Below are 13,799 nucleotides of genomic sequence, written 5' to 3' on the forward strand. Positions count from 1 at the left end.
TCGTTATCTCTAGGGTGTAGAGATGTATCTAATGGGCTTAAGGAGTATTAATCTGACGATGCCATCAGATTAATCGCTGTATCACCATTCTATGGACAAGTTTTCCTTATAGATAGTCATTTTTGGTAACTTCATCTCTGTTACATAAACCTGATCCGTAGTGGGCTCAGCAGTGGGTTCAGCTGCGAACAGAAGCGATGGCTTGCTGAATAAATTGTTGAACGATTTGGTCGCGACGGTTGAGCTGGTAGTGCTTTTCCAAAACGGCTTGCATACCGCCATCACCCCAATCCTGCTGGTTTTCAAAATAGTCCACAAAACTTTTGCCCGCAATGCGGGTTAAGTAGGCGGCGCTCACACCCTGTAAAAGTTTTCCAGCGACGGCTGTGGCCAGATTTGCCTGGAGTCCAACGGTTAATAGTTTGAGCGCTCCTTTAACCAGGCCCAAGCTACCCATGGTTTTGGCTAACGAGATCGCTAGGGTGCGGGCATCCTCGATGCTGACGGAGATGCCATAGACCTGCCCCAATTCCACTACCATTTGGGTATTCACGGCGGCGGTGGCTAGCATATCCACGACAGGTAGCGGTGTGGCGGCTAATACTCCTGCCCCAATCCACTGGTAGCGGTCAATAATGGCCTCAGCCTTTTGCTGACGTTGTTGGGTTAGCAGCTGTCGTGCTTCTATACTCAGCCGCTGGGACTGTAGCAAAATGTTGTTGGCAATCAGGTCGCGACCTTCGGCCCGAAGAATGGCAATGATGCGGTCGATGAGGGGCTGAATGTAGGGGGTGGGTTCGTCTTTGGGATGGGCTGCGATCGCAACCACATCCTCACCCTCCATCTGCTGTCCGATCCGCTGCCGCAGTCGACTGACCAATAGCGCCACCTCATCATCGGTGTAAAGATCAATCTTGTTCAGCACTAGCAAGGTGCGCTTACCCACTGCTAGCAACTGCATCAAAATCTCATACTGCGCCCGATGCAAATCATTGTCGACTACATACAGCAATAAGTCAGCCTGGGTTGCGAGTTCTCGGGTGTTTTGATCTGCCGCACCAACATCGAGTAAACCGGGACTATCACTGAGGATAATTTCCCCATCAATGGCCGGAATAGCTATCCGGTAATCTTGCTGTTGAGTCGTTGTCCCTTTAGTGACCGCTGTTTCTCCAGCCATTTCTCCCATTAGGGCATTGGCCAGAGATGTCTTACCTGCTGAGCCGCTGCCCACAATCACTAAATGCAGCCGCTGTTGTTCAAAGGCATGGGTTACGGTTTTCGCCCGTTGAACTAACGCTTGCCGCGCAACTTCATCTTGGATGTGGCTGAGCTGTTGATCCAGACTTTGCAGTTGGGCGACGGCAGCTTCGCTGGTGGTTTTGGGCAATGGTGGCGGCTGGGCACGATGACGCGGACGCAAAAACAGCCAGCCATAATAAGCAACTACCCCCAACGCGGCTAGCATAAGCACCACGATCAAACTAGTGATTGCCTGAGCCAACCATGGATGTAAGTTAGACAGGCCAGCATAGAGAGTCCCCAAGGTGCTGATCAGCCATAACAGCAAACCGAGAAAAATCAAAACTGCAATAGCGATGATTAGAGGTCGCCGCATAGATGGTGCTCGCTGTCGTTGGGTGACATCGCTGATTGAATATTAGACATATAGCCTAAATTCATAAAATGAAATTGCCAATTTTTTACCTGAGTTAGTGTAGCGTCCTACTATACACAAGGCGGATGAGTGTCGCCAATTGTTGCTAACCAAGGACATCTTTAATTCCCATGGGAATATTTGATCAAGTAATGGGAGCCATTCAGGACCCCAATCGTGAAGCTAGCATCGGTCAGCTTGGCCAAATTGTATCGATGGCGCAGCAGGTTGCTCAGTCAAACAACGCTAACCCTTCATCAACTCAGCAAGCTGCCTCTGTGGTGGGTGGCTTTGTTCAATCGGCACTGCGGGAAAAACAACAAACCCAGGGCATGGACGCTGTTCTTGACTTAGTAAAACAGGGTACGACAGATGGTGCTGGTGTACTCCCTCAACTATTTAGCCCTGCACAGCAAAGTGCGGTGGCAGCAGCCGTAGCTGAAAAAACGGGCCTTGATGCCAATCAGGTGCAGGCTATGCTGCCCATGGTGATTCCCATTGTGATGAAGTTTCTTAATCAGGGAGCTGCTAAGTCTGGGACTCAAGCCCAAGGCAATCCGCTGGTCACCGCTTTCCTCGATGGTGATGGCGATGGCGATGTGGATATGGGTGATATTTTGAAAATGGCCGGTCGATTTATGTAAATAGGCCTACTACGGGGAGTGAGCAATGGGCAATGGGGGGATCTTAACCGCTTATCAGCACCCTAATAATTTGACGCCTCAAAGCCCACTCCCTATTCATTACTCCCTACTCCCTATTCCCCGCTCCCCACCATCTGCCTTGTATAGTGCTCCTAGAGGGGATCCGTTTTCTGGAGCATCTGTATGGGCAGTAAGAAAAATGGCAAGCGATGGAGTTGGTTAAGTGCTGAAAGCTTTCTCCACGGTATTGATGGCATAGAAACTATTGTTTCGAAGCTGTTATCCATTGCCATGCTGGTGGTGATCTTTGTGATCATGGTCGATCTGGTTCGGTTTTTAGCGGTGGCATTATTAGAGCCCAGCCCTTCAGGCTTTTTTAAAAACACCCTCAGTGAAATTTTTGGCCTATTTCTGAGCGTCCTAATTGCTCTAGAAATTTTGGAAAATATCACCGCCTATCTAAAGAAGCATGTGGTGCAGGTAGAGCTGGTGATCGTTACCTCACTGACAGCGGTGGCGCGTAAAATTATTATCTTGGATCTAGAAAAGGTAACCGGTATTAGCCTTATTGGTTTGGCAGTTGCGATTCTCGCCCTGTCAATTAGTTATTGGATTGTGAGGAATATCCATAGCTAAATTTTTAGGGAGTGGCATTGAGTTGCCCCATGATTTAAATACGAGAGAGTACAAGAGTGCTAATCTCGTTTTGAGTTAGTTGAATAGGGTTATTGCGATTACGAGTTTTTGCCACGATTCGTTTTAAATCTGACACTTCGACGCCATACTCACTTAACTTAGGTATTTCAAGTTTCTCGGTCCAATTCCACAAAATCTGACACAGTGACTCTCCATACTCAGCTGGCTTTTTCCCTGGCTCGCCACCTAGGAAAGCCCCCAGCTTAACCATCTTGTCTACTGCTGGATTCTTCGGCTCTCGTTCTAAAAGCGCTTGCCAATTTGTCTGGTTGGCAGTGGCTAGGAGAGTGCCACAGACAACACCATGGGGTATGGGGAAAAATCCACCCAATGGTGAGGCTAATCCATGGACAATGCCCAGCCCCGCATTGGCTAGGCAAATGCCTGAGAGCATTGAACCGTAGGCCATGGCCTCACGCACGGTTAAATCGGCAGCACCGTCACCGCAGGCTGCCAATAGATTTGGGCCAATGGCGGTTAAACCACTCCAAGCCAAGGCATCTGTCATGGGGCTGGCGGTAGGGGACAGATAGGGTTCGAGGAGTTGAGTAAATGCATCTAAACCGCAGGCAGCCGTAATATGGGGTGGACAGGTAATTAACAGCTCGCTATCGACAATTACACCGTCAGGAATCAGATTTTCATGGCGGATAGATTTTTTAAAACCCTGGGGACCCACTTTGCTAATGACGGCGTTTTTGGTCATTTCGCTGCCCGTGCCAGAGGTGGTGGGCAGCGCTAGATAAGGGATTTTCGCTCCACTGTGGGCAATACCTTTACCCACGCCTTCCAGGTGATCCATGATGGAATTGCCATGGGGCAGCATGGCCGAAATTGCCTTACCTGCATCGACTACGCTACCGCCTCCAATACCGACTACTGCCTGTATCCCCTCATCTCTGTAGGTTTTGCAAATGCCGTCAATGAAAGCAGGTGTCGGTTCCCCGGTGCAGCTGATAATTTCGTAGGTTAGCCCAACTTGTTGGAGGCTTGCCTCAATTTGAGCTTGCTTGCCCGTTTTTTGCAGAGACTGCCCACCAATGACGAGCAACAGCCGCGACAGCCCTCTCTTTTTTAGCCAGGAAGGGATTAACTGTCGTTTGCCAGCCCCAAAATAAATTGGGGGCACTTTGGCAAAGCTAAAGTTTGCAAATACCATGGAGTTTCTCCAGTTGCCGTTTAAGGAGCAATGACGTTGTAAGGCTTACCCTGCCGAGGCTGAGCCATCCAAGGAGCAACGGTTTCACGCCAGGTTAGATAATGCTCGGTTTGCTTATGGGCAGCAGCCCCTTCTGCGGTTTCGTAAGCCTCGTAGAGCATAAATTTGGTTGGCTCATCTGGATCCTGCAAAAAATCGAACCTGATGTTAGCCATTTCTTGCACTGAGCCAATATGGTTTGCCTTTGTGGCCGCAATGAAATCATCCACATGTTCTGGTTTTACAAACACATGAACGCAGGTTACAACCATAGATGTCTCCTTATGGGGGTGAGTTTTTAGGGGTGAGCCGTGAATAGTGAGTCGTGAATAGCGAGTTAGATTAAGACCACTCACCGCTCACCGCTCACTGTCCTATCCAAAATTTTGCTCTTTATACCGATATTCAGCTGATAGCAGTAACCTGGTGCAACAAAAGTTGCAAAAACTTACCTGGCGAGTGCTGAGAACCTAAAACTTTATGACAGTGGCGTTTCTGCGTAGAGGCTGGGGTTACGATCACAAAGCAATTCTCATCGTTAGGTTTCATGGCTTCTCAACTCACCCTCAATCTGGTTCAAGGTTCGGTTCAGTTTAGTTTTTCCGTCGCGGCAGCCCAAGAACTGAAGTCAGCATTAGTGACCCTGACCCAAACTCTGAAAACCTCCGCAGCAGCTACGGTGGGTGCGGGTAGACCTAAGCCAGTTAAACCAACAGAATATCGCCACACTGGGGATGTATTTTTGGAAATTTTCTGTAACCCCAATATTTGGCCTAGCCCTTTTGCAGCCAAGCTTTTAATTACCGTGCGAGACGAACACATACGCCTGACGACCGAGGCTGAGCTCACACGCATTATTGAAGATGTGAATCTTTATTTAGAGGCGAATGATGGTTAGCCGCCCACTAATGTAAATGCCGCCCAATTAATGGGGGCAGGGTAGTTATCGAGCATTGATAGCATCGCCTGGCGTAAGGCTTGGGCGCTGTCTTCGCCCGCCAAGCGCTGCCCATAGAAGTGAAGCATCAGGGCTGAGGTGGCTTCATCGGGCACTTGCCACAGCGAAACCATGACCCTGGGCACTCCTGCTGCCAAAAATGAACGCGATAGGCCGACCACGCCATCGCCTGTGATCCGTCCTCGCCCTGTATCACAGGCGCTAAGCACCACCAAGTCGGCACTGAGCTGGCTGTCTAAAATCTCTCTGGCGGTTAGAAACCCATCGCTTCCAGGTCCAAGCTGATCATTGGTGCCAGGGGCCAGGGCCAGCGATCCTTCTAAAGGGTTGGTTTCATTAAAGAACCCGTGGGTGGCCAGGTGAATCAGCCGGGCTGATGACAATGCTTGCTGAATGGTGGGCTCAGTAGCTTGATCTCCGATGATGGCTTGGGTGTTGAAGAGATTGGCAATTTGTTTGGCCTCATCCCGTGCGTAGGGTAAGGGCTGTAGGTTGGCTGGCATGGGAGACGGATCGCCTACAATCAGAATATCGTCGGCTTGGGAGAGAGCGTTATTGGTTGGTTGTGCTCCTTGTAAAACTTGGATTGCAGGGGCTGTGAGAATTGTGTGATGCTCGATTAAATAACTGTTGTCTTCTGCCTGTAACGCTGGAAAAGGAACTAAAAAAAGTTGTTCTTGCGGTATAAAAAAGATTCTTGCGGTTGGTTCGCTGGGCAGCAAATCGGCAATGGGTTCAATTAATAAGTCATGCAATTCTTTCCAATACTGCCGTTGTTGCAGAACAGGGGCAAATGCTGAAGTTGTCACCTGATAGACGTCACTCAGGGGGACCACTGGATTGGGCAGGACAAAATCGGGGTGGCTGAGGGTAACGGTTTGAGCCTGGGGATTAATGGCGGTAACTTCATAGGGGGGCCAATCTGTGGGTTCTCCTTCACGGCGTACCTGATCACCGGGGCGAATTGCTGAAGATCGCAGGCCGCTGCGATCGCGACTCGTCTCAACCAAAGCTGCGATGGAAATATCCTTCCCTTTGAGGTCAACTTGCCGAAAAATCACCTTTCCCATGGGCTGTACTACCCAGATATAAAGGCTTTCCGCAGTTCCCCTTTGTTTGCCCTGCACCTTAAAACTAGCATCAGGGACTAAGGTATATTCCACCAGGGTTGCTTGCTGTTCCTGGGCAATGGTTTGAATCTCCTGAAGAGAAATTTTGGTGGTAGGAATCTGGTCAGAACGCTGAGCCAGTAATTCCACAAATGCCTGGGCCCGTCCCCGTTCAGCAATTTCTAGGGCTGCTTCCGGTTTGTTTTTGGCTACCAAAATCTGTTGCAACAGATTATAGGTGAGCACATGGGTATCAAATAGCGAGATATTGTACTGATCTTGACTGGGGCGCAGTGCTTCTAATGTGCGAATAGCGGATCGTAGTGTAGCCTCCGCTTCTGCTAGCCGGTTAGCCCCAAATAGGGCATGGCCTAGATTATTTAGGGTGCGACCCTGGCGACGTGGATCATCAATGGCGGTTGAAAGGCTAACGCTACGAGAGTGCAGTTCAATCGCCTGGCCATAGTCATCAAGTTCTTCATAAGCCAGTCCCAAGCCGCTGAGGGCGTCGACTTCCAGACCGGTATTGCCCACGGTGGTTGCCAGGGCCAGGCTTTGCTCATAGTTCTGAATGGCCTGGTCTAGCTGGCCTTGGGCATGAAAAGCTGTACCTAAATTGTTCAAGGCATAGCCGATGCGCAGGCTGTCATTGAGGGATTGGGCAATGGTTAAACTTTGTTGGTAAAGCTTAATGGCTGCTGGGTACTGCCCTTCTGTGGCGTAGGTAGCGCCTAAGTTGTTCAAGGCGGCACTTTCCTGTAGTGGATTGTCCAGGTCTTTTGCCAGTTCTAGACTGCGCTGATGTAAGGCAATGGCCTGGTCAAAATCTCCTAGGGATTCATGGGCGTTCCCTAAGAGTCCCAGTACCCTTGATTCGCCCAACTGATCGCCCTGGTCCTGCATCAGCGTTAGGGCCTGTTGGTACGTGGCGATCGCATCTAAATACTGCCCCAATGCTCGCTGTGCAATGCCTTGATTTCCTAAAGACTGAGCCTGGAGCCTGGCAGCCATGGCAGGTTCGTCTACCTGAGCTGAGCTGTCTAGAGCCCGGCTAGCTAAGGCAACAGCGGCTCGATTTTGGCCCAGGGCAAGATGGGCCGCTGCTAAACCATTGAGGGTGGCGGCTTGGTCTGCGGGGCGTTCGTAAAGGGCTAGGGCTTGTTGCCAGGTTGCGATCGCAGCCTCATACTGGTGATTCCCATACTGCTGCCGACCCAGGACAAAAAGCTCAGCAGGACTCTGCGCAAAGGTCACTACACTTTGAAATGTAAGTAACAGTCCTAGCAAGACGCCCAGCAATAAGCGACCTGTCCTCTTGAGCCGCCGGTTAACCAAGAACATCATGGTCTGCTAGTTACGCTATCTATAGATGTATCCGGTGATGATATATCTGGTAATAGATCTGGTGCCATATCCAATGACTGTTCAATCTGTTCAATGGGGATGCTGCTTTGATCTGTTTCCCCATTGTTTTCTTCTAAACAATCCCCCAATAGTTGGGTGACACCGTCCTCCTGAGTGACTGTATCTGCATCACAGTCTTCCGCAGTTCCCCGTAGCGCCAGGAGATTGTCAGCATCGCTCTCTGTTGCCACGGTTTCTCCGTCTTCTGTTTCTTCTAAATTATCTGTGTCCGCCGTGGAAAATTCTGGTCCAGACGGCTCCGTTGGCTGAGGTCCGGGTCTGGGTCCGGGCGTTGACCCCGATCCGGGACCGGGCACCTCTGGCACAAAGGGTTCATTGAAAAAGGCTGTGGCTAAGCTGCCATCACCTGTTAGCTGGGCAATAGCGCCATTGGTTCCACTGGCGTCACTGGGAAATTCAGTGTCGCTAAAGAGCGGTGTAAATCCACTCACCGTAGCCTGAAACGATGAACCCTCAGGGTTAATGGTGATCGTGACATTGTCGGCATCAGGTCCAACAAAAAATGGTGTCGACGTTACGGCTGCTGTCCCTGAAATGTCGTAATCATCGTTGTTTGTGGCTATGCCTGCGCCTCCATGGCGAATGCGAATGCGTCCCTGTTGTCCATTACCTGGACTCGTGGCAACACTCACTGGAATCAAAATCTCAATCTGCTGGCTTAAATCAATCTGGCTAAAGGCATCAGCATCAACCTCTTGTAAAAAGGCAATCAGGTCTGCATCTTCAACCGGATTAAGGGTAATTCTGACGGATGCATTGGAGACATCTGTAGCCTGAAACAGACCTGCTGCAGAGATATCTACGCCACCACTGCCAGCAGAGATGGTTTCCACCACCGTATTGCCCTCAGTGGATGTGAGCACCACCTCACTGTCGTTTTGAAACCCGCCACCTGCATTGAGCCGTCCGGTTGTTATTTCACTACCTGTAATCACAATATCGCCGCTATACTGCGCTACGGTATTGACATCTCCATTTAGCGTCACCGCACCAGGCGCTGAAAGAATGACCGGTCCCCCATCTGGCTGATTACTACTGGTATCAATGTCGCCATTGATTGTGATACTTGCCGGGCTGGTGCCTGCACCCGTTGCTACAAAATCAGTATTGAGATCGGGCAAGCCTAACTGAGGGACATTGGCCGTATTTTGCAGGCTGGTTTCTCCAGCTCTCAAAATCAAAGCTGGGGTTGTTGCCAAAAGCGAGTTATCAGAAATCAAAGTTGGTACGGGAAACGGATTTTCAACCAGCAGGAACGAGTTGCCAGATGAGGGATTCTGTCGCATTAAGCCAATACTCAAGGTATAGCTGCCATTGGCAGGAATCACAGTAGAAAATGTCTGGGCACCCGTTGACGCATCACTGGGAGAGATAAAAATCCGTGGGAAGTTTTCAAAATTGTTGGATGTTGGGTTTAAGCCGGGTGAGTCACTGGTTGCTAGTTCTGTGGTGGCGGTTCCAGTCAGCGCCACAAAGGCAAAATCGTCAGCCGTATCAAAATTCCCGGTTAGCCTGGTGACAAAGTTCCAATCAAAAGAGACTGTGTCTCCTGCCTCAGCATTAAAGGTGGTGGTGATGGCGCTGCCTGTACTGGCCGTACCATCGCCTAGTCCGTCTAAGCTACCAGCGGGTAACCCTAAAAAAGTTTCTAACTCAGCTTGGGTGGCTGCATTAGTCCCATTGGCAATATTGAGCGCTATCTGGGACGGAGCAATGTCAGGGCCAAAGCCAAACTGTGACGTTTCAAAGGAAACATCTCCGATGCTTTCCCACTCCAGGATCTGTGGCAATGTGGTGTCTGGTCCTGTGATCGTGATGTCACCATCGACGGTAATGCTGCCTGTGGCTTCAACCTTTAGCGCAGGCCCACTGTAGCTCCCAAAAGAGACATTGCCATCAGCGCTAATAATCGGATCGTAGAGACTGATAAAGTTTGCGGACTGTTGCTCAAGGGTCGTAAATTGAACATCGCCTGTGCTACCAATGTGGGCATCTAAAGAAATCTCACCATTGCTAGCTAGCACCACATCACCTCCGGTAATAGAGGTTTGATCGTTATACAGCGCTAGGATGTCGATGCTGTCATCCCCTTGGATGGTTAATCTACCGCCAGCATCCAGGTTGAGGGGCTGTGATGCACTGTCGGTAATATGAACGTGCTCTCCGATCAGGGTTGCTGCTTCGGCGGTGTTTACCTGGCTACCAGGGAGATGCAGGTTGTTCTGAGCCACTAGAAGAGCCGTTTGGCCGTTGACTTGGCGCAGGATGCTGTCGCCTGGTGCGATCGCAATGTTACCTAAAGCCACATTGCCCTCAGCATCAACGGTAATGGCAGCTGCTTGTTCTGCCATGCCTCCAGTTAATAAATCTGCCAGCGAAACCGTTGTGCCCCCTAACTCCTCAGGTAATGCTGCAGTGGTTAAGTCTAGTCGCAACAGACCATTTTGGAGGGCAACTGTCCCTGAATCTTGGCTCAAGACCTGCACAGCCCCATTAACCGATTGCAAAGACCCTAAATCAATGACTGTGCCTGCCGCTAACATTAAGCAGCCATCAACAGATAAATCTGCCAGGTTAACGATGGCACCCGATGCCTCAGAAAATGCTAAACCGCTAGGTGTACCCCCTAATTCCTGGATTGTATTTTCCCCGGTGATATCGAACCATTGATCGCCAAAACTAAGACCATGGGCCGTAGTTGCTGTAAAAGTAGCGGGTAAATCGAGGCGAGCATTAGGACCAAACAGCACACCAGCTGGGTTAATAATAAATAGATCGGCAGACCCACCCGTAATGGTCAATAGACCATCGATAGTCGAGCTATTACCGCCAGTAACGTGACCAATCACTCTCTGCACAGCTGGATTGGCTAGGAAATCAGCGGTGGCATCTGGGGGCACATTAAACTGCTCAAACCCATAGAATAAGTTTGAACCCGCCTGCTCACCACCACTAATGGTAATTTGATCGTTATCAACTTCCACATTAGTGGCACCCTCAGGGATGACTGCCTGAGCTAACAGGGTATCTGAGATCCTTGTTTCAACCTTAGCAACGTCTACCGGAGACGCTAGAGGATCTACCAAGGCAATAACGGGGGGCGGGGTCGCCAGGGGAGTGACAAAAACCATGGAGGCTTGATTTTCAAGTTACCCCAACATTTATAACCCAAGGCATCTAATTTCGTTGAATACCTTGAGTTATCACCGGATTTAACTATAAATTTTTAAAAAATTGCTACACGACCTCTACATCAATAGGGCCATCAGTAGCCGCCGCTTGCGGTGGCGGCTGAGGCTGGAACTGGAACATGGTATAAACCACATTACGACGAATGCCAGTCATCATGTCCAAAAAGACCTCATAACCTTCGCTCTTATATTCAATCAGCGGATCTTTTTGACCATAGCCACGTAAACCAACCGTTTCGCGCAGAGCATCCATCTGTTGCAGGTGCTCACGCCATAGGGTATCTATCTGCTGCAAAATAAAGAATCGCTCTGCTTCACGCATCAGACCTGGCTTCATCTTGTCCACCTGGCCTTCTTTGATGTCGTAGGCAATATGGACTTGCTCTCTTAAGAAGGTCTTGATTTCTCCCATGGAGAGATTTTCTAATTGGTCAGCAGTTAAGTCTTCGAGCAAGTAGATAAACTCTTTAACTTTGCCAACAATATTTTCGAGGTCCCATTCTTCTGAAGGCAACTCAGGGTTGATATAGGCATCGACAATGTCATCCATGGTCTGTTCGCCATAGCCGATGACCAGTTCCTTGAGCTTGTCGCCCTCTAGCACTCGACGGCGTTCTGCATAGATGGCACGACGCTGGTTATTCATCACCTCGTCGTATTCAAACACCTGCTTACGAATGTCGTAGTAGTAGGTTTCTACCTTTTTCTGTGCGCCTTCTAAGGAGCGAGTCAACATACCCGATTCAATGGGCATGTCTTCCTCTACTCGGAAAGCATTCATCAGGCCAGCAACACGGTCACCGCCAAAGATACGTAGTAGGTTATCTTCCAAGCTTAAGAAAAACTTAGTGGAACCGGGGTCCCCTTGACGACCGGCACGACCGCGCAACTGGTTGTCTACCCGACGAGACTCATGACGCTCAGTACCGATTACGTGTAAGCCACCTAACTCAATTACCTTGTCGTGCTCAGTGTCAGTAAAGGCTTCATATTCAGCCAAAATTAGCTTGTAGACATCCCGTAGCCTCTGAATGGCTGGGTCTTCTGTAGGCGCTTTCTCGGCAGCGGTGGCAATTTTATCCTCGGCACCCAGCTCAGATAGACTCTGAGGTCCGTAGGTCTTAACGGCAAAGGCTACCGCATCTTTCAATGCCTTTTCAGTTTCGTTAGACAGATCAGTGGGGAAGATTTCAGGCGAAGCCTTCCAGGTTTTTTGTTTCTTACCGTTGCTCTGGAATCCTTTGGCACTGGTTCTACTACCACCGGCGGCGGCCACCTTGGCCACACCAAATCCTTGTTCATCCTCAGGGCGGACAATCTTGGGCATGAAAAATTCTCGGATCTTGAGGCGCGCCATATAATCGCTATTCCCGCCGAGAATAATATCTGTACCCCGTCCTGCCATGTTGGTGGCAATGGTAACCGCGCCACTGCGACCTGCCTGGGCAACAATTTCTGATTCCCGTTCAACGTTTTCTGGTTTAGCGTTGAGCAGGTTGTGGTCTACATTGAGCTGTTGTAAAAGCCCTGATAGCAGCTCTGACTTTTCAACACTGGTGGTTCCTACCAGAACCGGGCGACCGGTTTCATGCATCTCTGCACATTCCTGGGCGAGCGCTTTCCATTTAGCTGGCTCTGTTTTGTACACAACATCCGATTTATCGTTACGAGCAATCGGGCGATTGGTAGGAATAATCGTGACTTCGATATCGTAAATCTTTTCAAATTCAGCTTCTTCTGTCTTAGCCGTACCGGTCATCCCCGATAGCTTGTCATAGAGCAAGAAGAAGTTTTGGTAAGTGATGGATGCCAAAGTTTGAGTTTCTGGCTGGATAGGGACATGTTCTTTAGCCTCAATGGCTTGGTGCAGACCATCACTCCAGCGACGACCCGGCATTACCCGACCAGTGAATTCATCGACAATGACGACTTCATCATTACGAACAATATAGTTAACGTCTTTAACAAATAATTCTTTTGCTTTTACGGCGTTAAATACAAAGTGAGCCCAGGGATCTTTCGGATCAAATAAATCCGTGACTTGTAGAAGGTTTTCTGCTTTTTCAAACCCTTCATCAGTGAGGAGAACGTTACGTGCCTTCTCATCCACCTCGTAGTCCACTTCGGTTTCTAGCTGGCGGGCCAGGTCTGCCGCTCGTTCGTATTTTTCTTGAGGACGATCTACCTGACCTGAAATGATTAGCGGTGTACGAGCCTCATCCACCAAGATGGAGTCAACTTCGTCAATGATACAAAAGTTAAACGGGCGTTGTACCACTTCCTCAATGGAAGAGGCCATGTTGTCCCTCAGGTAATCGAAGCCAAACTCGCTATTTGTGCCGTAGGTGATGTCACAAGCATAGTTTTTACGCCGTTCTGATGGGCTCATGCCCTGCTGAATCAAACCCACTGATAGCCCTAGGAAACGATGAACCTGCCCCATCCATTCGGCGTCGCGGCGAGCCAGGTAGTCGTTTACTGTAACGATGTGCACACCTTTACCAGATAGGGCATTTAGGTATGCAGGTAGGGTGGCTACCAGAGTTTTACCTTCACCCGTCTTCATTTCAGCGATCTGGCCATCATGAAGCACCATGCCGCCAATCAGCTGTACGTCATAATGACGCATCCCCAAAACCCGAGTACCCGCCTCACGCACAACGGCGAAAGCTTCAGTGAGGAGATCATCAAGATCCTCACCATCCTTAAGGCGCTGCTTAAATTCAGCAGTTTTACCCCGCAATTCCTCATCTGAGAGGGCCTTGATTTCCTCTTCCAGGAGGGCGATCTCTTTGACGTCAGGTTGATAGCGCTTGAGCTTACGGGCGTTTGGATCGCCTAAAAGTCGTTTCAGCATGTCTGGGCAGTAAACGGCGAGTGTGGGTACTATACCCCGATACCTATCTTATCTAGATATCCTA

General features: G+C 49.7%; 9 protein-coding genes. 3 read left to right on the forward strand and 6 right to left on the reverse strand.

Annotated elements, in window-relative coordinates:
- Window positions 1–178: 178 nt before the first annotated feature.
- Window positions 179–1,618: a YcjF family protein gene (locus U2F10_RS16540; RefSeq protein ID WP_499061801.1), complete on the reverse strand. Its 1,440-nt coding sequence runs from the start codon at window positions 1,616–1,618 to the stop codon at window positions 179–181.
- Between the two features lie 170 nt (window positions 1,619–1,788).
- Between U2F10_RS16540 and U2F10_RS16545 the strand changes: the two genes are divergently transcribed.
- Window positions 1,789–2,301 (forward strand): DUF937 domain-containing protein, encoded by a 513-nt coding sequence (locus U2F10_RS16545; protein WP_499872766.1) that lies wholly within the window; start codon window positions 1,789–1,791, stop codon window positions 2,299–2,301.
- 183 nt (window positions 2,302–2,484) lie between these two features.
- On the forward strand, window positions 2,485–2,937 hold the full coding sequence (locus tag U2F10_RS16550) for a phosphate-starvation-inducible PsiE family protein (protein WP_163667667.1): 453 nt from the start codon (window positions 2,485–2,487) through the stop codon (window positions 2,935–2,937).
- A gap of 34 nt (window positions 2,938–2,971) precedes the next feature.
- Here the strand turns inward: U2F10_RS16550 and U2F10_RS16555 are convergent, their stop codons facing one another.
- The gene (locus U2F10_RS16555; RefSeq protein WP_499872768.1) at window positions 2,972–4,156 is read right to left on the reverse strand and encodes an iron-containing alcohol dehydrogenase; all 1,185 of its coding nucleotides are present in this window, start codon (window positions 4,154–4,156) and stop codon (window positions 2,972–2,974) included.
- 20 nt (window positions 4,157–4,176) lie between these two features.
- Complete coding sequence (locus tag U2F10_RS16560) at window positions 4,177–4,467, reverse strand: antibiotic biosynthesis monooxygenase (protein WP_163667673.1); 291 nt, start codon at window positions 4,465–4,467, stop codon at window positions 4,177–4,179.
- A gap of 275 nt (window positions 4,468–4,742) precedes the next feature.
- On the opposite strand from U2F10_RS16560, the gene U2F10_RS16565 reads away from it, so the two are divergent.
- Window positions 4,743–5,093, forward strand: a complete 351-nt coding sequence (locus tag U2F10_RS16565) for a hypothetical protein (protein ID WP_006515246.1) — start codon at window positions 4,743–4,745, stop codon at window positions 5,091–5,093.
- On the opposite strand, the gene U2F10_RS16570 is transcribed toward U2F10_RS16565, so the two are convergent.
- The 3 genes from U2F10_RS16570 to secA all read right to left on the reverse strand — a co-directional run bounded on the left by U2F10_RS16570 (window position 5,090) and on the right by secA (window position 13,735).
- Window positions 5,090–7,606, reverse strand: a complete 2,517-nt coding sequence (locus tag U2F10_RS16570; RefSeq protein WP_499872770.1) for a CHAT domain-containing protein — start codon at window positions 7,604–7,606, stop codon at window positions 5,090–5,092. The two genes, U2F10_RS16565 and U2F10_RS16570, sit on opposite strands and share 4 nt — an antisense overlap.
- Window positions 7,603–10,818 (reverse strand): two-partner secretion domain-containing protein, encoded by a 3,216-nt coding sequence (locus tag U2F10_RS16575; protein ID WP_499872772.1) that lies wholly within the window; start codon window positions 10,816–10,818, stop codon window positions 7,603–7,605. Before U2F10_RS16575 ends, U2F10_RS16570 begins: the two co-directional genes overlap by 4 nt.
- A 106-nt stretch (window positions 10,819–10,924) precedes the next feature.
- On the reverse strand, window positions 10,925–13,735 hold the full coding sequence (gene secA, locus U2F10_RS16580) for a preprotein translocase subunit SecA (RefSeq protein ID WP_163667689.1): 2,811 nt from the start codon (window positions 13,733–13,735) through the stop codon (window positions 10,925–10,927).
- Window positions 13,736–13,799 lie beyond the last annotated feature (64 nt).

The organism is Leptothoe sp. EHU-05/26/07-4 (genome assembly GCF_043421015.1).
Taxonomy (GTDB): Bacteria; Cyanobacteriota; Cyanobacteriia; order Phormidesmidales; family Phormidesmidaceae; genus Leptothoe; species Leptothoe turfae.

Excerpts from the sequence above, each read along its gene's own strand:
- U2F10_RS16550 (WP_163667667.1), top strand. The coding sequence starts at position 2,485 with ATGGGCAGTAAGAAAAATGGCAAGCGATGGAGTTGGTTAAGTGCTGAA.
- U2F10_RS16560 (WP_163667673.1), bottom strand. The coding sequence starts at position 4,467 with ATGGTTGTAACCTGCGTTCATGTGTTTGTAAAACCAGAACATGTGGAT.
- U2F10_RS16555 (WP_499872768.1), bottom strand. The coding sequence starts at position 4,156 with ATGGTATTTGCAAACTTTAGCTTTGCCAAAGTGCCCCCAATTTATTTT.
- U2F10_RS16565 (WP_006515246.1), top strand. The coding sequence starts at position 4,743 with ATGGCTTCTCAACTCACCCTCAATCTGGTTCAAGGTTCGGTTCAGTTT.
- U2F10_RS16570 (WP_499872770.1), bottom strand. The coding sequence starts at position 7,606 with ATGATGTTCTTGGTTAACCGGCGGCTCAAGAGGACAGGTCGCTTATTG.
- U2F10_RS16545 (WP_499872766.1), top strand. The coding sequence starts at position 1,789 with ATGGGAATATTTGATCAAGTAATGGGAGCCATTCAGGACCCCAATCGT.
- U2F10_RS16575 (WP_499872772.1), bottom strand. The coding sequence starts at position 10,818 with ATGGTTTTTGTCACTCCCCTGGCGACCCCGCCCCCCGTTATTGCCTTG.
- U2F10_RS16540 (WP_499061801.1), bottom strand. The coding sequence starts at position 1,618 with ATGCGGCGACCTCTAATCATCGCTATTGCAGTTTTGATTTTTCTCGGT.
- secA (WP_163667689.1), bottom strand. The coding sequence starts at position 13,735 with ATGCTGAAACGACTTTTAGGCGATCCAAACGCCCGTAAGCTCAAGCGC.